The 23,843-nt window shown below is 34.6% G+C and carries 20 protein-coding genes; 6 read left to right on the top strand and 14 right to left on the bottom strand.

The window, feature by feature from the left end; genetic code table 11:
• Nucleotides 1-81 precede the first annotated feature (81 nt).
• From CBF30_RS00690 to CBF30_RS00675, 4 genes are all read left to right on the top strand, one after another.
• Nucleotides 82-2,508, top strand: a complete 2,427-nt coding sequence (locus CBF30_RS00690) for an HAD-IC family P-type ATPase (RefSeq protein WP_170168898.1) — start codon at nucleotides 82-84, stop codon at nucleotides 2,506-2,508.
• A gap of 71 nt (nucleotides 2,509-2,579) precedes the next feature.
• Nucleotides 2,580-2,954, top strand: a complete 375-nt coding sequence (gene gloA / locus CBF30_RS00685) for a lactoylglutathione lyase (protein WP_126821748.1) — start codon at nucleotides 2,580-2,582, stop codon at nucleotides 2,952-2,954.
• A 226-nt stretch (nucleotides 2,955-3,180) separates the two neighbouring features.
• Nucleotides 3,181-4,038, top strand: coding sequence for an NUDIX domain-containing protein (locus CBF30_RS00680; RefSeq protein WP_390221163.1), 858 nt, complete (start codon nucleotides 3,181-3,183; stop codon nucleotides 4,036-4,038).
• 332 nt (nucleotides 4,039-4,370) lie between these two features.
• Nucleotides 4,371-4,865, top strand: a complete 495-nt coding sequence (locus tag CBF30_RS00675) for a hypothetical protein (RefSeq protein WP_126821744.1) — start codon at nucleotides 4,371-4,373, stop codon at nucleotides 4,863-4,865.
• A 385-nt stretch (nucleotides 4,866-5,250) separates the two neighbouring features.
• On the opposite strand, the gene CBF30_RS00670 is transcribed toward CBF30_RS00675, so the two are convergent.
• From CBF30_RS00670 to CBF30_RS00630, 10 genes are all read right to left on the bottom strand, one after another.
• A complete protein-coding gene (locus tag CBF30_RS00670) occupies nucleotides 5,251-6,555 on the bottom strand; it encodes a ferric reductase-like transmembrane domain-containing protein (RefSeq protein WP_126821743.1) in 1,305 nt (434 codons plus the stop codon).
• 15 nt (nucleotides 6,556-6,570) lie between these two features.
• Nucleotides 6,571-7,275: a flavodoxin gene (locus CBF30_RS00665; protein WP_126821741.1), complete on the bottom strand. Its 705-nt coding sequence runs from the start codon at nucleotides 7,273-7,275 to the stop codon at nucleotides 6,571-6,573.
• A gap of 165 nt (nucleotides 7,276-7,440) precedes the next feature.
• A complete protein-coding gene (locus CBF30_RS12045) occupies nucleotides 7,441-7,566 on the bottom strand; it encodes a hypothetical protein (protein ID WP_281273567.1) in 126 nt (41 codons plus the stop codon).
• A 68-nt stretch (nucleotides 7,567-7,634) separates the two neighbouring features.
• The gene (locus tag CBF30_RS00660) at nucleotides 7,635-8,933 is read right to left on the bottom strand and encodes an MFS transporter (protein WP_126821739.1); all 1,299 of its coding nucleotides are present in this window, start codon (nucleotides 8,931-8,933) and stop codon (nucleotides 7,635-7,637) included.
• 22 nt (nucleotides 8,934-8,955) lie between these two features.
• A complete protein-coding gene (locus tag CBF30_RS00655; protein ID WP_126821737.1) occupies nucleotides 8,956-9,594 on the bottom strand; it encodes a flavodoxin in 639 nt (212 codons plus the stop codon).
• 265 nt (nucleotides 9,595-9,859) lie between these two features.
• Nucleotides 9,860-10,480, bottom strand: coding sequence for an NAD(P)H-binding protein (locus CBF30_RS00650; protein WP_126821735.1), 621 nt, complete (start codon nucleotides 10,478-10,480; stop codon nucleotides 9,860-9,862).
• A 156-nt stretch (nucleotides 10,481-10,636) separates the two neighbouring features.
• The gene (locus CBF30_RS00645; RefSeq protein WP_126821733.1) at nucleotides 10,637-11,500 is read right to left on the bottom strand and encodes an aldo/keto reductase; all 864 of its coding nucleotides are present in this window, start codon (nucleotides 11,498-11,500) and stop codon (nucleotides 10,637-10,639) included.
• A 77-nt stretch (nucleotides 11,501-11,577) separates the two neighbouring features.
• Complete coding sequence (locus CBF30_RS00640; RefSeq protein WP_126821731.1) at nucleotides 11,578-11,994, bottom strand: MerR family transcriptional regulator; 417 nt, start codon at nucleotides 11,992-11,994, stop codon at nucleotides 11,578-11,580.
• Nucleotides 11,995-12,663: 669 nt separating this feature from the next.
• Nucleotides 12,664-13,836: an MFS transporter gene (locus CBF30_RS00635; protein WP_126821729.1), complete on the bottom strand. Its 1,173-nt coding sequence runs from the start codon at nucleotides 13,834-13,836 to the stop codon at nucleotides 12,664-12,666.
• Between the two features lie 537 nt (nucleotides 13,837-14,373).
• Nucleotides 14,374-14,964, bottom strand: coding sequence for a TetR/AcrR family transcriptional regulator (locus tag CBF30_RS00630; protein ID WP_126821727.1), 591 nt, complete (start codon nucleotides 14,962-14,964; stop codon nucleotides 14,374-14,376).
• Nucleotides 14,965-15,078: 114 nt separating this feature from the next.
• Here CBF30_RS00630 and CBF30_RS00625 point away from each other — a divergent pair, with 114 nt between their 5' ends.
• Nucleotides 15,079-15,945: a carotenoid biosynthesis protein gene (locus CBF30_RS00625; protein ID WP_170168897.1), complete on the top strand. Its 867-nt coding sequence runs from the start codon at nucleotides 15,079-15,081 to the stop codon at nucleotides 15,943-15,945.
• 641 nt (nucleotides 15,946-16,586) lie between these two features.
• On the opposite strand, the gene CBF30_RS00620 is transcribed toward CBF30_RS00625, so the two are convergent.
• The 4 genes from CBF30_RS00620 to CBF30_RS00605 form a co-directional block, all read right to left on the bottom strand.
• Complete coding sequence (locus CBF30_RS00620; protein WP_245974981.1) at nucleotides 16,587-17,516, bottom strand: DNA/RNA non-specific endonuclease; 930 nt, start codon at nucleotides 17,514-17,516, stop codon at nucleotides 16,587-16,589.
• Nucleotides 17,517-17,773: 257 nt separating this feature from the next.
• The gene (gene rlmN / locus CBF30_RS00615) at nucleotides 17,774-18,844 is read right to left on the bottom strand and encodes a dual-specificity RNA methyltransferase RlmN (protein WP_126821723.1); all 1,071 of its coding nucleotides are present in this window, start codon (nucleotides 18,842-18,844) and stop codon (nucleotides 17,774-17,776) included.
• A gap of 125 nt (nucleotides 18,845-18,969) precedes the next feature.
• Nucleotides 18,970-20,799 (bottom strand): FtsX-like permease family protein, encoded by a 1,830-nt coding sequence (locus CBF30_RS00610; protein ID WP_126821721.1) that lies wholly within the window; start codon nucleotides 20,797-20,799, stop codon nucleotides 18,970-18,972.
• Nucleotides 20,789-21,538 (bottom strand): ABC transporter ATP-binding protein, encoded by a 750-nt coding sequence (locus CBF30_RS00605; RefSeq protein ID WP_126821719.1) that lies wholly within the window; start codon nucleotides 21,536-21,538, stop codon nucleotides 20,789-20,791. The genes CBF30_RS00610 and CBF30_RS00605 overlap by 11 nt, the downstream gene beginning before the upstream one ends.
• Nucleotides 21,539-21,727: 189 nt before the next feature.
• Here CBF30_RS00605 and CBF30_RS00600 point away from each other — a divergent pair, with 189 nt between their 5' ends.
• The gene (locus tag CBF30_RS00600) at nucleotides 21,728-23,842 is read left to right on the top strand and encodes a cation:proton antiporter (protein ID WP_170168896.1); all 2,115 of its coding nucleotides are present in this window, start codon (nucleotides 21,728-21,730) and stop codon (nucleotides 23,840-23,842) included.
• The last annotated feature ends 1 nt before the right edge of the window (nucleotide 23,843 follow it).

Genomic DNA, 23,843 nt, shown 5'->3' with positions numbered 1-23,843 from the left:
TGGATTGTTTTTGACAAAAAATACCCAACTGCGTATGATGTCTTTATGAAAAGATTTATTACTTGGAAGGAAGGTGGAGCAGTGTCTCTACTAAAATCAAAAAAACAACCACCTGAACCTAAATTAAAAGAAAGAATTTTAACCAATCAAAAACCACCAGAAACAATTATTGGTTTAACTGAAAAAGAAGTAACCTTACGAATTCAAGAACATAAAGTGAATCGTCAAGAAAAGAATTTGGGCCGCTCCGTTTTACAAATTATTAAAGATAATTCTTTTAATTTATTTAACCTAATCAATTTACTTTTAGCGTTACTTCTTATTTTTACAGGACATCTAAAAAATTCTTTCTTCTTTTTTGTTGCTGTGGTCAATACTTGTATTGGCATTTATCAAGAAATACGGGCGAAACAAACAGTAGACAAACTCTCTATTTTAGCACAAACCCATGTAGTAGCTTTGCGTAATCAAGCTTTTGTCTCCATTTCTCAAGAAGAGATTGTTTTGGACGATGTTTTATTTGTCGAAACAGGTGACCAAATTTTAGCTGATAGCATCGTACTTTCCTCAGAAGGTTTGGAACTTGACGAATCTTTACTTACGGGAGAAGCAGATTCTGTCGAAAAAAAAGTGGAAAATCAGGTCATGAGTGGCAGCTTTGTTACCGCTGGTTCTGGCTATATAAAGGTCACTGCAGTCGGAGAAGATAACTATGTTAATACACTGACAAAAGAAGCAAAGTCAGAGAAAAAAGCACCTTCTGAATTGATGCGCATTTTAAATACACTAATAAAATTTTTAACGATTGCAATTGTCCCAATTGGTCTCTTGCTCTTTTATTCACAGTATCAGACGACTCACTCTTTTAATAGCGCACTTTTAAGCATGACTGCTTCTATGATTAGTATGATTCCGGAAGGCTTGATTCTTTTGACAAGTGTTGCTTTTGCTGTTGGTGCTGCCAATCTAGCCAAAAAAAGAACGCTCATACAATCCATGCCTTGTATTGAAACCCTAGCCAGAGTCGACACCATATGCTTGGACAAAACTGGGACTATCACAGATGGCTCACTCACTTTGAAGGAAATTTTACCTATAAAAGAGCAACTTGACTTTACTCAAATACTCGCCGAAATGATGCACACATTACCCGATACCAATGCCACTGCTCAAGCGATTCGCTGCGCTTATCCACTCGAACAAAAAAAATGGACCTCCGAAGAGATGGTGCCCTTTTCTTCTTTTCGTAAGTGGAGCGGTGCAACTTTTACGGATCACGGCACGTTCATTCTAGGTGCTCCTGAGTTTGTTCTTTCTACTATTGAACCATTGTTGCAACAGCAGATTGTTCTACACAGCCAAAAAGGTTATCGTGTGATGCTCCTGGCTCACACTACAGAGACACTGAATGGTCCAGAGCTACCCAAACAATTGGATCCTTATGCTTTGTTAATCATTGAAGATTCTATCCGTGAAAATGCAGTTGATACTTTTAGCTATTTTGCAAAGGAAGACGTCACGCTAAAAGTCATTTCTGGTGACAATCCACTAACCGTTTCAACTATTGCACAAAATGCTGGGATACTAGGAGCAAAGAATTATGTCGATCTTTCTACGATTCCAGAAGATGCAGACCTCAAACAATTAGTCGAAGAAAAAACTGTTTTTGGACGTGTAACCCCTGCTCAAAAAAGAAGTTTGATTCGTGCGCTAAAAGAAAATAATCATACGACTTGTATGACTGGAGATGGTGTCAATGATGTTCTTGCTCTAAAAGAAGCGGATGTCAGTGTGGCAATGGCAAGTGGCAGTGATGCAAGCCGCGCAGTAGCAGATGTTGTGCTACTTGATTCTGATTTTAGTGCGATGATTCATGTTTTAAAAGAAGGAAGACGCGTAATCAACAATATTGAGCGAGTTGCATCTATGTACTTAGTCAAAACGATTTATACCATTTTGCTATCGATTCTATTTATTTTTGTTAACATGCACTACCCATTTGAACCAATCCAGCTTTCTCCTATCAACAGCTTTACAATTGGAATTCCTTCATTCTTTTTGGCACTGGCGCCTAATTATCACAGGGTAAAAGGGGATTTTTTGCACAATATCTTGCGGATTTCAGTGCCAGCTGCTCTAACCGTCGTAACCTCGATTATTATTTTGCAGCTCGCCAATCAAAATTTTGCACTTGGTACAGACATAACTTCCACAATGTGTGTGCTACTAACTGGCTTTACAGGATTCCATGTACTCATCCGTGTCTCTGATCCTTTGACTGTAAGAAGAAAGCAAATGGTTGTTCTTTTATTTATAGCCTTCATTTCAACCTTTTTGCTCTTTGGAAACTTTTTCGAACTAAGCTCTTTACTGAATCGCAGTGTTTTCTTTTATTTACCCCTTGCGTTAGGCATACGTTCGATTTTCAATTACATCTCTGTAATCGTCGCATACCTTGTCCATTTTTTTGAAACAACTACTTGGTTCACTCACCATAAAAAACACTGAGCGAAAAAGTAGAAGTCACGATTTCTTCTGTGTTATGATTAAATTATTATGGAATAAAGGATGATGTAAAAATGAAAATGGCACATACTTGTGTTCGTGTAAAAGATTTAACAGCTTCTCTTGATTTTTACCAAAAAGCTTTTGGGTTTGAAGAGAGTCGCCGAAGAGAATTCCCTGATAATAAGTTTGACCTGGTCTATTTGACTCTACCAGGGGATGACTATGAATTAGAATTAACGTATAACTATGATCATGAAGCCTATGACTTAGGCAATGGCTACGGACACATCGCTATTTCAACTAGTGATTTAGAGGAGCTTCACAAAAAACAAAAAGCACAAGGCTTTAACGTTACTGACTTAAAAGGATTACCAGGAATTCCTCCTTCATACTACTTTATTATTGATCCAGATGGTTATAAAATCGAAGTCATTCGTGAAAGATAATAATGTATTCATCAAAGATAGGTTAAGACATAGGTTTCGTATGTCTTAGCTTTTTTTTATCCTTACATTCATTGTTTCTTTTCTAATGTTATCAAGTAAAATAAGATTTTCATCCTTGAAAAATAGAAACAATCTTTTCCCCTGGTCTATATAAAATAAATATAGGAAAACAACTGTTTGATACTTGACAGATTATTTTATTCTGCTGCCATTTCTGTTAAAATGAATGATATGGAACAATTTTAGGAAGGATGACGCTCGATTGCCTACTTTTATAAACGAACGCGAAGAAAAACATTATTATGAAACCGAAGCGACTGAAAAAGATTATTTAGCTTGGTACAGACAACACAACTCAAAAAAATACCGCACTCCTTCGGTGACTGTTGACAATGTTCTTTTTTGTTATAACCGTGAACAAGATCAACTAAAAGTTTTACTGATTCGTCGTAACACACATCCTTTTAGAAATTCTTGGGCATTACCAGGAGGATTTGTCCAGCCAGAGGAATCTACAGATGAAAGTTGCTTACGCGAAACTGCAACAGAAACTGGTGTCAGCATTACCTCACAACATATCGAACAACTTCATACCTTTAGCACGCCAAATCGTGATCCTAGAGGGTGGATTATTACCGTTAGTTACCTTGCCTTTATTGGAGAAGAACCTTTAACAGCTGGGCTAGACGCCAAAGAGGCACTTTGGTTTTCTGTAGTCAGAAAAGACGACATGCTTCACCTGGTAAATGGTCCCAATGAAATTATTTTAAATTTTCAAACTGGAAAAACTACCGCCGGCGAACAGCTTGCCTTTGACCACGCAAAAATCATTAGCAAAGCATTTTTACGTGTCTTAAATAAAATGTATCACGACCCTAAAGTACTCCGTTTGCTTGGACAATCTTTTACTATTACTGAAGCGCGGAAGGTTTTTGCCAAATTTTTGGGGTGTCCTCATCAAACCATTGACCATTCCAATTTTAAAAAAGCATTACGTGCTGAGTTAGTTGAACTTGGCGAAAAACCTGTAGGCATTGGCCGCCCATCGAAAATTTTTACTTTAAAAGAAAATAAAAAAAAATAATAGACAGTTTTTTTCACATACTTCAGCTTTCCTCTCACTAAATCTAAAAGATCCTCCTCCTGTTTATTAAATTGAGCAAGAGGAGGATATTTTAGACTATCCGTTGTTTAGAATAAAAGATTTTTTGACTTCTTAACCTCCGTGTACTAATCAGTTGTTTTCACTAAACGGCTGAATTTGATTTTCCATCGCAAACTTATACAGAAAAAATTTTTACCTTGCTCTAGTCAGGAAATATTATCAAAAAATTTAAATTTCCTCTTTTTTTGTCGTTTCCTCTCTTTCTTTTTCGCTATACTAATAGTGTCAGAAAAAATAAAGGAGAATATTTTATGCCTCAAATAAAAAAATTAATTCGTAACGTAAGCATGTCTTTTAAACATTATATTCAAAAAAAAGATACTGTTAATCAATCTCAACATTCTTATGCGCAGTACTCTATAAAAAAAATTGAAGATTGTGATAAAAAAATTCAATCTTGTAATAAAAAGATTGCTCAACTAGAAAATAAAAGTTCCTTCATAAAAAAATTGTTTCCTGCAAAAACAGCAGAAAATTTAGCTAATATTAAAGATGAGCTTTCATACTTAAAAAATGAAAAAAAAACTCTTAGTACCCAACTTTTCCAATCAACACTTTTTAAGAGTATCCATAAAAATGAGCAACTGCACTATACTTTTTCTAATAAGAAGCAAACACTAGCCGAATTAATTAAAGATATGGAACAGAATCCTAAAAAATTCTGTGCTATACAAGAAAGTATCAACGAACATGGCAGTCACCTTTTACCTAAATCAAAATCGACTATTTTGGATTTAGGTCACTAATTCTTTTGATAAAAACACTCCTTAAACTAAAAATAAACTGAACGGCTCAATTAAAATAAACATTGAGCCGTTCAGTTTGCTTTTAATTCTTGATTTTGGTCTTAAAACTCACTCTGGGAATATTCAAATCATCCGTAATCTCACTTTCTACATACCTATGTCTAAAAGAAATTAAACATTCTTTGATGCGTGACAGAAAATATTCTAAGTGGTAGTTTCACTGATTTTATTAGTACTATCTTTTGTTAAAGTTAAACAATTAAATAAAGCATTTGTTCCATATATTTTTTCATATATATTTGGATTGATCCATAACAGTTTCCGCTTTAAGGGATATTTATTATGTTAAACCTGAATCTTCTTCTACATCTATTTGAAACTCTTCTCACATCGTAAGCCGTTCATCCACAATCTGTTTTTTTGTGACTCCTAACTTTTTTAAATTACTTTCTACTTTTAACACCACAGAAGCAGAGCCAACAATGATGAATTTTGCATGTTCTATCTCTGACTTGTCTATGATACTGGTCAAGTCTTCAAGAGTATATCTTGATTTTTTTACATCATATTGAAACCTACTATTTTCCTCTTGCAACTTGAGGAATTCTTGATGATAGTAAGGTGTTGCATCTTGATGTATACTCCATATCACATGCATGGAACATGAATTCCCATATTCTAAAGCTAAACTCAATAAAGGAGCGATCCCTGAACCAAGGCCATATAATACTACGCTTTGCTTTTTTTGAATACTAAATTGGACAATCTCGTCCAACATCCCAAATGGCCCTTCTAAATAGACTTGGCTTCCAAGAGGAACCTCACTAATTTTTTTTGTATAGTCACCTAAACGTTGAATTGTAAACTGCACTTGCTTTCTCGAATAACTTGGAGCAGAGGAAACTGAAAACGGATGTGCTTCTTGAGAAATAGCTGCATTTTTCTTAAATCGTAAAAAGAAAATATCGCCTGCTTTATACGGCGCCACTTTTTTCCCTAATCTTATGACTATTTTTTGTGTTTCCTTATCTAATGGATGATTTTCAACTAATTGCCCATGATACTTTTCCAAATGTGTTTCGATAAACTTATACTGAATGTACTTAGCAAGTATCACTATTGTATATAAATCAAAAAGTATGATAAAACTTCTAATGCTGGTTATTCTACCAATTAAATGGACATGCAGCCAAATCAATCCGATAATAACAAAGTTTAAACGATGAATCCAAACAGAAACTTGATGTTTCAACACAAATTGACACTTATTCTTAATATTTTTAGTTATGGGAAAACGGTCAACTACCCATCCGGACAGAAAAAAAATGGCATATAAAATGCTAAAAAGCGCCAAGTAGAGAGCCCAATTCCCCACATCTTTTATTGTTTCATCAATGGAAAAGGCTAATAACTTGTGCGCCATCGCAAATGCTAGCGAAAAAATACCTAACACTCCATGAAACAAGTACATCTGAGGTAAGCCAATCTCTTTTTCAATCCATTTTGGTCTAGTAGATAAATAAACACTCACTAACCACCAAAAGTAGGCTAATACCCCTAAACCATAGATAATTACATTTTCTTTTGTATCAACCAAATTTTTCGCTAACAAGTATACTAACGGTGCTGGCAAAAGAATTAAAATCATAATCCATAAAAAACTGATAGCCAATTTGTGTTTTTTTAACATTCTTTCCCTCCTCTTTTAATACCCTAATCCGTCGAGCCACTCGTCGACTTCTTCTTTAACATTTACTCGGGAATAAGCCACGTCACTGCCTCTAATCGCCAGACCTTTTAAAACGTTTGCTTTAGGGTACTTTCTTTTGAGTACTTCAGGATAGTTTGCTAACCCTGACCCTTCATGAGTGGAAAACGGGACAACATTTTTCCCATCTAAATTCACTGAATCTAAAAAGGTATGGACAATCATCGGATAATCCCCCCACCATACAGGTGCACCAATAAATATGGTGACGTATTGACTAACGTCTGGTAAACTGCCCTTGAATTTGGGACGTTCATTATTATTTTGTTCTTCTTGTGCAACATCCGAAGTCTTTTTAAAATTATTTGGATAGTCCTTTACCGGAAGAAGTTCAAACTCGTCTCCTTGTGTTTTCTCACGAATGAAAAGAGCCATCTTTTTAGTATTTCCAATTTCTAGTGGCTGGTCTTTATAGACACTTGAAGCAGCCTCTCTTCTAGAAAAATAAACCACCAAGGCCCCTTTGCCACCCGACTTACTTTTCTGTGTCTGCTGTTGAGCCGTTGTGTTCATACTATTAGGTGTTCCCTCATTCTGGGAACTACTTTTTTTATATCCATAAAAATCACTGACACGATTACAATAGCGAGTAATGACGTAAATACTACAATTCTGTTTCTCATTTGTCCCCTCTTTTTCCATAAAAGTTTATTCTACATTTTTCTATCAATTTTTTTATAGGTAGTAGTGAGCATTCTGTCTACTAAACAGATAGCAGTGGAACCTTTTTCAAAAGGTGTCTTTCCAATTACCTGTTCAACTGTTTTCAAACAATCAAATCTTTGATCCTTTTTTTGAAGAATACCATTAAAATAAAGTTGCTACTAAATCCACTTGACGATCTTTCCAGGCCATTTTAATGCCATATTTCATTTTCATCCCGACTTTTGCCAACTTATCAAGTAAGTCTTCGCTTTGTTTTTTCTTAGTCATGAATTACTCTAACATTCCAATTAAATTTAATGAGCGACTGTTTCACTTCTGCAATCCCTTTAATCTTCTTAATCCTTTTGCTGAACGAAAAATGCCACAACGATTGCCGCAATTAGAGTAAAAATAAGCATCATCCAAATTTCTATATGAAAATCAGAGGTTATGGAAACAATTAAGGCTAAGCCTATTGGCCCACCAATTTGATGCATTGTATTCGTAACACCACTCGCAACTCCTGATAATTCTGCCGGTGCTTTATACACCCCAGCAGACGTCACTGGTGCTAAAATTAATCCTTGCCCCAAACCAATAACCATCATGGGTATAAAAACGGCTCCCCAATAGCCAGTTGCCACATTTGAAAAAGCCAGTAATCCTAGGCCTACCATTAAAATAAATTCCCCGACAAATAATACCTGTCCATTACCAAACTTAGAAGTCAACTTGGGTAATCGTAAGGCAATGATAAAATTAACAACTGTCAGTGGTAAAAAAGCCAGCCCTGATTCAAACGCTGAGAAACCATATTGACTCTGCAACATTTGTGGCAAAAAGAACCAAAAAGGGAGCATTGTCATCATAAATAATAGGCGTGCAATATACGCTCCTGAACGTACTTTATTTTTAAATAAGATTAAGGGGAGTATCGGGTAGCTGCTTCGATATTCACGGATAATAAATTGAATTAGTATCACCACACCTAAAGCAATCATTAGTGTTTTCTTTTCAGTGAATCCGTAAATGACCCCCACTAAACCTAAAACAGATAAAATGCTGCCAATATAATCTATTTTTTCTTTTTTTACCTCTGATTCATTCACGTACTTCATCGTTAAGGCAATCAAAAGAAGTGTAAAAGGAACATTGATGATAAAACCAGCGCGCCATGAAATAAAGCTCGTCAAACCGCCACCAATCAGCAAGCCAATACTCGAACCAATCCCAGCCGTTGCACCATAATACGATATTGCTTTTTGTCTCCTGTCATTTTTGTATGTATCCATTATCAATGCAAGCGTTGTAGGGGCAATAATCGAACTCCCCATTCCTTGTAAAGCACGCATACTGATCATCATCGTTGCATTTTGAGAGAGTCCAATCAGCAGTGAGCTCATTCCAAATATACTTAACCCAATTAAAAAAACTTTTTTTCTACCTAGTAAATCAGACAAACGTCCACTAAGTAGAAGAAAACCACCAAACGTCAGCGTATACGCACTGGATACCCATGAAAGAGCAGATGTAGAAAGAGTAAGACTTTTGCCAATTTCTACAGAACTTGTGAAAATAATGGAGTTATCCATTAGAATCAAAAAATATGCAAGCAACGTTATGGGCAAAACAACACCAAATTTTTCTTTATTCAATTTTATACCTCCTTTAATCTGATTATTTTTGCCCGATTTTTGTTAACCATTTATCAATTTCTTTGGAAACCTCTACTTTTTTATCTCCTTTTATTGCTAATAAAATACCATTGGTTTCTTCGCCACCTTTTAAGGATAACCCCTCAAGAACTTTTGCCCCTTTCGCCCCTTTTTTAATTTGACTAAAGGTAGCACCTTCACCGTACCCTCCATTTGTGTTAAAAGGAATCACGGTCTTTCCTGAAAAATTATATTGGTCTAAAAAGGTCACAACTGCTTGTGGTAACGCCATATTCCATGTCGGCGCCCCAATAAAAATCCGATTATAACTATCAAAGTCACTGATTTGAGTCTTTAACTTTGGCAACAGACTTTTCTCTTGTTCTTGCTCATTTTGTTTGACCTCTTGTGCATAATTAGCTGGCCGATCATCTAATGTTTCGATAGCAACTAACTCCCCACTCACCTGTGCTTGAATGAGTTTTGCTACCTCTTTGGTGTTGCCTGTTCTCGAATAATACACGATTAAGGTTTTGCCATTTTCCACTTTCGTCACTTTCTTTCCATCAGTGTTTACCTGTGCTCTATTTATCCAAAAAAGTCCGCCGGTAACCACTACAATCATTATTGAGAGTAGAACGAAACGATATTTTTTTCTCATTGATTACTCCCCCATCTGGATAAACTAAAATGCGGTCACCGACAATAACCTATGTTGACCGCACATTCTCATCTTTCAAATAAAATAACTACGCCATATATTTTAAATCATACGATAAATGAACCAACAGCTCTATTATTTAAGTTATATTTTCCTTTCTTTTTCAAAGGTACAAAACTATGTGTGGCAAAATAAAATTCCTCGCTTTTATGCCGTACTGTCACTGCTATGGGCTAGTTCATTTTCACTGTTTCTTTGCCTTCACTTAGTAAAAATCTGGCTTTGGCTTATTTTCAGAACCTGGTTCCCATAGACCAATGCTCGCTCTACTATCGTTTCTTTTCCCTTCAATATTATCCATAACAAATTGTACAATCGCTCTTCTTGTAATCTGTGCACCTAAAAAGGACTCTCCTTTTGGACTTGCAACATACTCCTTATTTTCACCATTATAGAGCCAAGTCATTCGCATATATGTATAATCTAATTCACTTGCTTCTAGTACTTCAATCCCTCTGTTATGTGCAACTGGGCCTCCCATCATGCGACTATTCCAACGTGAAAAAGGCTCTGCCACTTCTCCATAGACGCTTAATACTCCAGCTTGAATTATCCGTTTCACACCTGTTTCTTCCATGGCCTTAACCACAAGCTCAGTTGCTGCTTTATTGTCAAAATTCATATAAACAAAATCTTGATTTTTTAGTACTTTAAGTAAGTCAGAACTATTGCTCACCTCACCTGAAATTTTGGTAACATTCTCATAAGCAAGCTTTGCGGCCGTTCTCCCAAATAGGGTTAACTGTACATCTTCTTGTGCTTGCAAAAGCGGAATTAGAACTTGAGGAATTTGTCCCCCTGCTCCAATAATGACTACTTTTTTCACTGAATCATCCCTCCAAATAGTTGAATAAAATCCCTCACAACCTTAAGCAAGCTAATTTGATAGAAATACATGTTCTTTATGCAAGTTTCTATCAAACTAGAATTTTAGCTTAAGCTGTACCCATGTATAAATTTTGTCGGTTAACTTGTTATTTCATTATTCTGTTTCAAGCATTCGATTCATAAACCATTCGACTTGTTGCGGTGCATCATGATCGAAAAACGCAGATTCTTTTCTGTCTAATTGAGCAATCGTATGAAGATCTTCCTGAGATAATTCAAAATCAAAAATATCAAAATTTTCTGCCATTCGTTCTGGTCGAACTGATTTGGCTAAGGCAACAGCCCCTCTTTGCATCAACCAGCGTAAAACAACTTGTCCAACTGATTTCTGATATTTTTTTCCAATATCGCTTAGCACTGAATTCGTAAATAAATCATGTCGACCTTCTGCAAATGGTGCCCATGCCTCTATTTGTACTCCGTATTTTTCATGCCATTCTTCGTCTTCAATACGTTGATTCCATGGATTCACTTCAATTTGATTAATTTGTGGTTTTACTTCATTTAAGCCAACGAATTCAATCATTTTCGCAGATTTAAAATTTGAAATACCGATTGCACGTAATTTCCCTTCCTTTTGTGCTGAAACCATTGCGCGCCACGCTCCGTATACATCTCCATAAGGTTGGTGAATGAGATAAAGATCTAGATAGTCTAGCCCCATAGTTTCAAGTGATTGATTAATGGTTTGAGTTGCTTTTTCTTCTGGCGCTTGTAAAATAAATAATTTTGAAGTTACAAAAAGGTCTTTACGTGTTACAATTCCGTCAGTAATCGCTCGCTTAATCCCTTCACCTGTTTCTTTTTCATTCCCATAAATGGATGCTGTATCGATTAAACGATAACCTACTTTAATCGCTTGATACACCGCTTCAGCAGTTTGTTCATTCGGAATTTGGTATACACCAAATCCTAGTTGTGGCATGGTAACCCCATTATTTAATGTAATTGTTTGCATAATTTTTTCCTCCTAATATTTTATTACATACTTATCCTAAACTATGGAGTACAGTCTAGAGCAAGCATAAAGTTTGATTATTTTATTTTCCAAAGTTTTTCAACTTTATCAGGCGTCAATTCCCCCGCTTTAAACTTAGCCATGTGCTCATCATAACTTGAAATTTTATAAGCAAGTAACTCTTTGACTCTTACTAATTCTCCAATTTTTTGATCAATTTCTTCATATTGCTCTGCGAGGATTTGCTTTTGTGCGGCTTCAACATTTTGCGTTTCTCTCAGCTGTGCTAACTTAGCAAATTCAATTAATGATTCAATCGATAGTCCTGCATTCCGCAAACTTTTCGCTAAATAAATCCAATTTAGATCATTTGTTTGATAGTCTCTATAGCCACTTTTATTGCGTGAAACTGGTGGAATCACACCCATTCGCTCATAATAGCGCAGCGTATCGATTGTTAAATCAAACATTTCAGCTGCTTTTTTAATGTTCATTTTCTCCACCTCTCTTTTACTACTATTACTTTACAGTATAGAGTGCACTCCAGAGCAAGTATTAAAAAAAACTTTTTCACTAGATTTTTTTGTTTGACCCGTTCACGATTTGAAGGTTTTTATTTTAAGGTTAAATTCAACTTTCGCGATGTTTAATCATTAGATGGATAAAACAATACACTAATATTAAACACAATAACATTGCTGCCGTCCTCAAGACTCCTCAGATTATCAGAACAGTAATCAGTAGGAACAAGCACTTCAAACAACCCCTACGACTTCTAAAAAATGGAGAAATCCTGTACCTTCTATATGTCTATGCGTTTCTATTCATAACGATAGAGCCTACGTACGGTTTAATGAACAACATGAATTCACGCAAGCTGTCTCCAGTGAAACCCGATTATTTTTGAAATAGCACTATTTTTCATAAAAAAACACCTGTTAAATTCATTCTAATTGAATTCAACAGGTGGTACTTTGCTATCTGTCTTATTTGTTAACATTTTAGTTAAAATTTGGGACCTACCTCTGAAGGCAATAAATTACTTTCTACTCTAATATGAACTATTTTATTTTTTTCATGCTATTAATTGCTTGTTTTGAATCTATTTTAGAACTAATCTGAATAAAATTAACTCATGATCTAAAATTTGTCTAGTGTCAAACTTAATCAACTTCTTTCAAGTCGATATTATTATATATGCTCTTTTTAAATATAAAAAAAGAGAGAAAAAATATGGCGGATATAAACGTACTTACATATATAACTCCCTGTTTACTAAGGTAATTCCCGATAACGATTCCTATTGGAGCTGCGAGGTAAACAACACAGTCAATAATCCCAATCATTCTTCCTTTAATACCATTCTCAATAGTACTTATAAAATAACTAAGCAGTGGTTGTGTTAAGGTATCAAAAAAACCATACAGAGTTAATACTAAGAATAACCCTAAAGAATAGTTTGAAAGGATTGGTAACGTGATAAAACTAATACTAGACCCAATTAACCCAATTTTCGTAACTTTTGAAACCTTTTTACTTTTATAGATAATGATAAAGTTCCCCATAATTTCGCCAATATTAACAGCAGATTTTAAAAATGATAGAAAAAGTGGATTGATATTTTTTGATATACTTACCATGAAATAGGGTAAAACATTAGGAATATACCCATAATTTAAATTTAATAAAAATAACATTATAATGAAAATCAAAACTTCTTTATTACGTATCACATTGTTGTTGATAAATTGAACGGTTATTTTTGTGTTAATATTTTTGTGTTCGTTCTCTTTATCAAACTCCTGAATTTTTAAGATAATCATAAGTGCCACAAAAAATCCTAAAAAAATAATTAAATAAATAAAATTTCTGCTCATAAAACTAAGTAATATTCCAGAAATCAAGTTACAAATTATAGAGATAATTTGATTAAATATACCAGATATAGCGTCATATTTAATAAATTCATTAGTCGGTAATTGATGCGCTACCATTACTATAAAAGTTTTTTGAAATAAAATATTTAAGACAACAAATAAAAAATAGGTTGCTACTATAATAAAGCTAGAAGAAGTTATATAGCAAATGAACGTTATTAAAATAAAACCAAACAAACTCATCGTTAATATATTTTTTTTAGAGTATTTATCCACAAAAACACCTGATATTAAAGAGATAAAAGATTGTACAATTAAAGAACTTGCGATAATATATGCCACAGTCTTTAACTCATTGTCTTTAGCAAATAAATTCCATAAGATATTCATTTGAAACATAGTTATTGAAAAAAAAGTAAGGGTACTGACTACTAAAAATAAAAATATTTTTTTATACATTGATATTCTCCAAATAGTAATTTAAATTTGATTCTTATCGTTCAGATTATGAGCAGTTAGAAATCCGGTTTCAGTATACAGCTTGAAATCTAGTAAATATCATAATGTTGCTATAATTTTAGTACATAGTTTATTTTATTAGGGGACTCTTAGTTATTGTTGAGATATCAGCACTATTGTTTTTTATATTCTCATCAACTATCTCTAGAATTTTAGGGTGAAGCGGTGCTTCACCCTTGTTAAAATAGTTTTTTACGCAACTTGAGTTCCCGTTAATTATATCATTTTTTAATTTATATTCAATATATTATTTTATTTATCATATTTTATTTTTATAAATCATCTTTTCAAAAAAAATAAAAATAACTTAAAAAAAAGACAAAAAATTTTATCTACGAAGTAAATACAGATTGTGTCATAAGAAATGCAGTAAAAATATAGTATACAAAATATTAAATATCCAATATTGACGTTGAACAATTTCGCATAGAAAAAAAGCTGAAACGGTTTCCTTCGTTTCGGCTTTCTCAAAGCATTTTATTTATTAAAAAAATAATTGGAAGAACTAGTCCTTTTAACGAGATTGGCCATATCCTTCACCGACGACTGCATGCCTTTTTGGATCCATTCTGATGTAATAAAAATGGTTCCCCCAACTTGATACATAATTTGATATTGTGGATTGCTATTTTTCTTTATTTTGCTTTCATCCTGACTTAAAATACGAATAAAAACATCAATATATCTACTAAAAGTTTTTAAAATTATCTCTGCATCGTAATACTTGATTAATGAAATTAAACTATGTTTATGTTGGTACAATGTTTCAAAATAACATAAACAAATATCTTTACAAGTATGTCTATCCTCAATACTTTGTACAAAATCCAAAAAAATCAAGTCGATGTATTTTTGGATAATATCATTTTTGTTCGTATAGTTACGATAAAAGGTTTGCCTGGCCACGCCAGCTTTTTTTGTAATTTCACAAACAGTAATTCTTTCGGGCTCTTTTTCTTGTATTAGAATTAAAAAAGCTTCAAATATCCACTCATAGGTCCTACGAACTTGAGGTCTGATTTTATTAATATTTTTCATAAACTGCGACATTTCCTTTCCATTTGTCACTTTATATTCACATTTTATTGACTTGCACGTGCAACAACTATATGATCTAGTTGTCGTGTTACATTTGTACCACTTCACATTATTCTATCACAACTGAAAGGAAAGGATACAAAATTGACTACATCTAAAATAAAATCTTATCTTACCCCACAATGGTTACTAACATTCGCGATATTATTTCTTGCAGTTATAACCGGAATAAGTAGTGCTGGTTTCTTTGAAAACAAAGGTGCCGCAATTCTTACGTTATTGTCAGTTATCTATGTTTTCATCCAAGGAGCAAAAAGATATTCATGGAAGAGTATCATTATTTTTCTTTGCTTAGCATTTGTTTTCGGAAATTTGTATGAAAATATGAGTATTGCAACTGGTTTTCCATTTGGAAATTACTATTATACTTCAAGCTTAGGACCAAAACTAATCTATACCCCTATTTTTATTAATGTCGCATACTTTCAAATGGCCTATATAACATGGAATCTAAGCTCAGCACTGTTGGGTTCCTACTCAAACAAGTTGAAAGGAACATTGATTTTTATTCAACCGATAATCGCTAGCTTCCTTATGATTTTATGGGATATTGTAATTGATCCTTGGAGCTCTACCATCAGTCATGCCTGGCGTTGGGAAAATGGGGGTGCTTATTTTGGCGTTCCGTTTTCAAACTATTTAGGTTGGTTCCTATGTGTGTTTTCTATCTTTTTTTCGTTTGCAATTTATACTTACTACTTTCAAAAAGATGAAATTACCGACATTGTTAAGACAGGGAACTACTGGGTTCAGTTGATTATTATCTACAATTCATGGCTTGTATTAATTATAATTAGAGCACTAAATACATCTATATTACAAAAAGTATTTGACTTAGGTGGTCAGTACTGGCTAACAAAACAACTTTACGAAGTAGGCGCGCTCTTTGGTCTTTGCTCGATGGTACCACTAAGCCTACTTTGTTTGTTCAATTTTCAAAAAACAAAATAGCTAAGCTAAGCTACGCTCGATACTATAATTAGTTTATACTTTTTCTGTTAGAAAACAATTGCTAGCAAACAAGTTTGCTTATGTTGAAATTATCTTTTAGCCGTGTACAAGCACGATAAAATTTTTCTTTGACAAAAATTTTATCGTGCTCGTATTTATTGTAACTATTATAGGAGTAGTGGTATGTTTCATAGCCATGGTAATGAGGCTTTAGAAGTATCTCATTCATAATTAAAAAAATAATCACTAGTTATTTTATGAACTAAATAACTAGCGATTATTTTTAGTATAAAGTACGAAAGAGCATCCCGACATAATAAAATTTTGCTCACTCGTAGCTCAAGCGTATTTCTATCATTCCAATCGCCTTTCGCCATCTATTAGGTGAAAGAAACTCTCTAGCTATCGTTTGCTTGCTGATAGCTTTTGCGATTTTTTTCCGTTGATGCTTTTTTTATAAATACGTTTCAAATTTATGACTGTCTAACGTATTGATGTGCCTGAGATATGACCTTTGATTTCTGTTTCAGTCTTTTAGTACCCGAATAGATAGTGAGAGCGTAAGCAACTCTTTTGGAAGTAAGAAGAAATCAAACACGTCTGTCCCCAAGCTCTTCTGCGTGATTATGCTATAGTTTTCATCATTTCTTATAACTTTTGTAGGTTTTATTATACTCTCTACCAACATACACATTTTGAACGTTTATCGTGTCATCTACCTTGCTCATTCCTGTGGCATAATCAAACGAAATACCTGGCTCAACATTCCATATGTACACATTAAAGTTTAACGTTCCATCAGTCGAAACTGCTTGGGCCCAATACCCCCGACACATTAGCTCATTATCACGAAATACAGTGGTCACTTTATAAATGACATTTTTTCCTTGAGAAAGAGCATTTCTGACTTTCCCTTCAAAAACCTGCATTGTTTTTTGATTACTAAACTCCGATTGTGTCGCAAGATTTTTGGGATTGTCCAAGCTTCCTAATTCTCCTTGGCGATAGTTCCCATTACTATCAATATTAAAAGATAGCGTGTAGGCAATCAAATGGCCTCTGTTTTGAGGGAATATCCGATTTCCAGCAACTATCCTCGGTTGATTATGCCAGCCTGTCGGTTTAAAGATTTGTTCCGACCGGGTTTCTGATTTGCCTAGATTCTTTTTCGATAGATAAGCTGTAACCTCAGTTGTTCGATTCAACTGATCTAAGTTTCCGTATTCAATTTTTTCTTGTTGCCAATCATTCGCATTCAATGTAGATTTATTCTGATTAATGGTTTCATACGCAAGGCTGCCAGAAGTGAAATTTTTAGCAGCGATTTCTTTGTATTCGTTAGTGTCAATATTAGAAGCAACTTCATTTGATTCACTAGTTTCACTGTTAGAAGTAACTTCATTTGATTCACTAGTTTCACTACTAGTGTGTGTTTGACTCGTTGCAAGTGTTTCTACCTTTGTTTGTGAAGTATGTACTTCATTTGTGGAACCTAGATAACCCTTTTGATAGGCATAACCTCCCAAAATGATTATCATGCTCACGATGGTACTGATTGTCTTTTTCTTCAACTTTTTTCCTCTATTCTTTTTCTTAAACAACATAGATAAGCGCTATATTTCAATTCAAAGCGAGAGTTAGCAACAAGTTTCTATTGTCTTACCTATTGTTGCTTGTTTGCTGTCTGTTTTTCTTTTAAATAAAAACTGCATGATTTGCTTTCAACCAATCAAAAAGACTAGATGCAACTTGTTTAATTCAAGCTGCACTTAGTCTTTTCATAAAGTTTTCTTGCTACCTATTAAAGCTTTCTAGCGAGTTGTTTCCTTTATGCTCTCGTTTTTTTCTTTTTCAATTGCTTGCTTCTAAGTTGACCACAAGCCGCATCAATATCGGTTCCATGCTCTCTACGTATCACGCAATTCACACCATTTTTTTTCAACACATCATAAAAAGCTAAAACATCTTCCTTTTTACTACGGCTGTATTGGTCATGTTCAGTAACCGGGTTGTACGGAATCAAGTTCACATAGGTTAGCTTACGTTTATTCTTAAGTAAGTCTGCTAGTTCTTGGGCATGCTCTTTGCGATCATTGACACCTGCTAGCATAATATACTCAAAGGTAATTCGACGATTGGTTTTGGCAATATATTCATCCACTGCATCCATCAGTTGTTCAATGGGGAAACGACGGTTAATTCGCATGATCGACGTTCTGACTTCATTGTTTGGTGCATGCAAAGAAATCGCCAGATTAACTTGCAAACCATTGTCCGCAAACTCTTTGATTTTTGGTACTAGGCCGCTTGTTGAAACGGTGATATGTCTTGCCCCAATCGCAAGTCCTTTGTCATCATTAATGACATTTAAGAATTTGATTACATGGTCATAATTATCAAATGGTTCTCCAATCCCCATCACAACCACGTGACTAACACGTTCTCCGTTTGCTTGTTCGTCCAAGTAATACTGAACTTGCATAATTTGCGCAACAATTTCACCTGCCGTTAGATCTCTTTGTTTGGTCAATAAACCACTTGCACAAAATGTACACCCAATATTGCAACCTACTTGGGTCGTTACACAAACTGATAAGCCATACTCTTGACGCATTAATACAGTTTCAATCATATTTTTATCGGAAAGTTCAAATAAATACTTGATTGTTCCATCATTTGACTCTTGTACGACTACTTGTTTAAGAGGACTCATCTCAAAATGTTCTTCCAATTTTTCAATGGTTGGCTTAGCAAGATTGGTCATTTCTTGAAATGTTTTAACCCGTTTGCGATAAAGCCAGTCCCACACTTGGGTTGCTCGAAATTTTTTATCTCCTTGCTCTTCAAACCACGTAACCAAATCAGTAAACGTTTTTCCATAAATGGATACTTTTGTCACTCTATTTTCCTCATTTCTCTTCTATCTTCATGAAACACTATAGCTTATATTCTCCCTTTTTGCAAACTAACCTTATAAAAAAGAAAAGAGCTAGAAAAACGCTTTGGTCTTTCTAGCTCTTTTGATTAGACGATTGCTGCATAGACTTTTTTGAAATAAAAATATCTTGCAACAAAATAGTAAACTACTTGGATGAAAAGAAATGTTCCTAGAACCGCAAAAGCTGCTCCTTGTAAACCTAAGTCAAACATGTGATACATAGCGCTGAGCGCCACTACGCCATGCAACAGTGAAAGCATAATCGGCGTAAAAAAGAGAATTCCTACTTGTTGATACACCATTTTCTTTAGCTCCTGTTTTGTCAAGCCAATTTTGTAAACCATCTTGAATTTTTGAATGTCCACCTCTACATCACTGTACAATCTAAAGTATAAGAAGCTTCCGGCAGATACAAAGAAGACAATCCCAATGAACAATCCGACAAATAAAATAGGGGCAAATGAACTGATAATTTGTTGACTCATATAGGTTTTACTAATCAAATTGGCTTCTTTTTCAAACTTTTGTCCCAACGCCACTTTTTGGTCGTAAGAAATTTTTGGTGCTTGCCACATTACAAATTTTTTCAATGATTCGGCCGTTTTAATGGCGTCAAAATCCTGATTTGATACAATGTATAGTGGAAAATAACTAGATAGAATCGCTTTTTCGACCATTTTTTCCTGAACACTAAATGTTTGATTCCTAACTGTTAAGGGCGAATTTGCTGATTTTTGCTTCTCGGTTGTTTGATTCTCATACGTTAATCTTAAAGCATCTTTCCCAATCTGAACGGACTGCATCTTTAAGCTCTTCGCAAGTTGATTGTAGTCTTTTTCACTCATAATATACACTGAGTTTGACTCGATGTAACTCACATTTGTTTCATTACTCTCGTATCCTTTTTTATCTAAGTATCTTGTAAACTTATTACTGAAAGCTTTAGCTTTAGTTGAGTCTCCTTGATAAGAAAAATCATACGGAATTTTATCTACCTCTTTAACTATAATTTGTTGAAAGCTATACAAACTTCCTATTGAAGCAAACGCGACTGTTGAAATAACTGAAACTAGGAAAAATGCTCGTGCATTATCTTTCATTCGAAATGCTAAATCTGAAAAAACTAGCATATTCGTTTTTTTCCAAAATCTTTGCTTATTTTTCTTTAATCGTTCAACCGTCCATACACTCAATTGATTAAATAGGAAGTAGCTCCCCAAAATCACCACTGCGACAACAGGTAGCATGACTAAAGGAACAGCGCCCCCAGGGACAATAAGTGCTACAACATAACCACTACCGATTAAAATAAGCGCCAAGATTGACTTAATTGAAGAAGGCTTTAACTCTCCTTTTCCAAGTTCTTGACTCTTCAATAATTCTTGTAGTTGTAAGCGTGGCAACTTAAATTGAATAAAAATCGAAATCAGTAAAAACAAGATTAAAAATGAAATCAGGGTAATAATAATTGCTTGTGCTGGAAAATAAAAGCCTAGTGAGACATGCATTACTTTTTTACTTAGCACTAATATTATTTGCGCAAAGCCAATTCCTAAAATTGTTCCAGAAAGCGTTGAGATACAGCCAATCACTAAGTTCTCAATGAAAACCATTCCTCGTAATTGCTTAGGCGACATGCCCTGCATCATTAAAAGGCCAAATTCTTTTTTACGTGACTGTAGGAAGATATCCATTGAGTACAAGACAAAGAAAAAAGAGAAACCATAGATGATCACAGAAGCAACGTTCATTCCAGTCGTAACCGAAGCCTTTAGTCCACTTGAGATATTGGGATGATTGGCAAAAACATTGAACGTAAAGAAAACCATTACGGAAAATAATGTGCTCAAAAAATAAGCAAAATATAAATGGCGATTACGTAAAGTATTACGAATGACAAACTGATTAAATTTCATTTGTGACACCTTCAATCGTTCGAAGTTCTCCTAAGAGTTGGTCATAAAATTGCTGTTGTGAGCCTGGGTTTTGAATTTCTTTGAGTAATTCTCCATCCTTAATAAAAACGATTTTTTGACAAAAACTTGCCGCTAATGGGTCATGTGTCACCATCAAAATAGTTGCATGTTCTTCTTGGTTGAGTTGTTTTAATAAATGCATCACATCGTCCGATGATTTTGTATCTAAATTTCCTGTGGGCTCATCGGCTAATAATAATTGTGGTTGATGAATCATCGCTCTTGCAACAGCAACTCGTTGCTTTTGTCCCCCAGAAATTTCACCAATTCTTTTTTTCAGCAGTGACTCAATACCTAAACGCTGGGCTAATTGTTGCATTTTTTGATTCATAACACTCACTTTTTCTCCATCTAATGTAAGGGGCAAGACAATATTTTCTTCCACTGTAAGTGTCGGCATAAGATTGAAATCTTGGAACACAAAACCAAGTTCCCTTCTTCTGAACTGAGCCAACTTTTCTTGGCTCAATTGATTGGGATCTTGCTGGTTTAGTAGAATCGTACCCGCTGTAGGCGTATCAATCGTGGCAATTAAGTTTAACAATGTCGACTTGCCACTTCCAGATGGTCCCATAATTCCAATAAATTCTCCATCTTGCACCGTCAAGTCAATTCCTTTTAATGCCTCGTATTGTATTTTATCTCCAAAAACCTTTTTTATGTTTTTTATTTCTAACATTTTTTATCCTCCTTTTTTATCTTTCACTCATTCTTATTATAGCGAGCGTATCCTCTCGTCACCATTTATTCGAGTAACATTCTACTAACAAATTTGTAAGAAGTTTTCAAAAAATGAGTTTTTTATTGCTTTATTTTTAGGAGAATAAAACGAACTCTGTTATAATATGAACTATAGGTGGTGATGTCTGTGCATGTTTTAGAAGCAAGTATTCTTCTAATCATCCTGATTGTTCTTTCCAATATCTTAAGTCACTATCTAGTAGCGATTCCAACTGCTTTAATTGAAATTTCAGTTGGATTAGTGGTCGCATTGGTTTTTAAAGTTCAAATTGATTTAGAGTCTGATTGGTTTATGTTATTGTTTGTTGCACCATTACTGTTTAATGATGGGAAAAGATTTCCCAAAAATGAATTATGGGAACTCCGAGCACCTATTTTTGCAAATGCTATTTTACTCGTGTTATTGACTACAATACTAGGTGGTTTTTTCATTCACCTAGTAATCAGTGAAATTCCTTTTAGTCTTGCACTCGCACTTGCTGCAGTATTATCCCCAACTGATCCAGTTGCTGTACATGGCATCGCGGAACGAGTAAAACTTCCCAAAAAGATTCTCAGCCTCATTAGTGGGGAAAGTCTAATTAATGATGCGAGTGGCTTGATTGCTTTTAAATATGCAATGGCTGCTTTTTTCACCAGTCAATTTTCACTCAAAAACGCAGCCTTAGATTTTCTTTATATGTCTTTTGTGGGCGCAATTATTGGATTTGTCTTGATTAATGTCTTTCATTATATTCGAATCTTCCTCGTTCAACAGGGAATCAAAGATGTGATTTTGCATACCACGATTCGTATTTTAGCACCATTTGTTATTTTTATTGTTGCTGATGAAATCGCCCATGCTTCTGGGGTTATTGCTGTTGTAACCGCTGGTGTACTATCTATTAATCAAGCTCCAATCTTTAGAGGAGAATTTTCTGAGGCAAGAATGGTCACGCATAAAATGTGGGACATGATTATTTATATTTTAAATGGTGCAGTTTTTGTCATTTTAGGAATTGAACTCCCACTCGCTATGAGTGAAACTTTGGTCAATCCTACCATAAAAAATGGTCGTCTTATTCTTTACACGTTGATTATTTGGTTCATTTTACTCATTATCCGTGTACTTTGGTCCTATAGTTACTTGTGGATGACCTACTTAAGAGCAAAACATAATACGCCAAAACCACGTTTTATCACTGCGCTTTTAACTGGTTTAACCGGCGTTCGTGGAGCAATTACGATGGCAACGATTATGTCTGTATCTTACAGCATGCCTGATGGTCTTCCATTTGTACAGCGTCCTTTGATTGTCTTTTTAGCCTGTGGTGTCATTTTGATTAGTTTACTTGTCGCAACAGTTTCATTGCCCATTTTGACCAAGCAAAGAAAGCGTTTATTGCTGACCGGTGACGATCAATATGAGAACACAGATATGCCTGATAAAATTGATCTTCCAATGAATGCGACTCAGGATGAAAAATCTATCACAGAAATTCGGGCACGTAAGCTGATGATTCAAAGTGCCATCAAGGTCTTACAAACTAGTAAAGATGAGGCAGAAAAGGTCGTTCTTTCTGATTTGCTGCACGAGTTTAATATTCGCTTGCGCCATTTGTACAAAGAAAACGATCATAATACAGAAAACGAAAAATATCATCAACTTGAAAAAGAAATTCAATTGATTGCAAATGAAGGAGAGTTTACTGGCATTAATCTAGCAATTGAAAATAACCAAGTCTCTGAAAAAACCGCTAAGTACTATCTCAATTTTTGGGAGTTTAAGCGGCAAGCATTAACAGGTGGCTTGCGTCCAAATTTAAAGAAAGCCAAGTTCTCTATTCAAAGACAATTGAACCACTTCTTATTCAAAATGAGGTTTGTTAATAGTGATTCTAAGATTGCAGACTCATCTTTATTCATCTTGCGTGAGGCGAGTGCAGTCGGGGCCATTGACGCCCTCAAAAATTACAAAAAACAACTCTCCTCTGAATCAAAATTGTATAAAGTAAAATTAAATATCATCAATCAATCACTTAGCGATTATCGCAATCAATTAGAACGTATTCGACACATCAGTACTCATTCTAGAAAAGAGTACGAGCTACAACTTCAAAAGTTTTATCTAAAAGCTTTAGATGCGGAAAGAACAACAATCCAAGAATTATTTGAAGAAGGGAAAATTTCATTATCTCTTGCAAATCGTTTGCGTCAAAGCGTCAATTATTCAGAAATTTCTTTATTGCAAAATGACGAGTAAA

The organism is Vagococcus entomophilus (assembly GCF_003987595.1).
Classification (GTDB): domain Bacteria; phylum Bacillota; class Bacilli; order Lactobacillales; family Vagococcaceae; genus Vagococcus_E; species Vagococcus_E entomophilus.
This window is presented reverse-complemented; position numbering and strand designations above follow the sequence as displayed.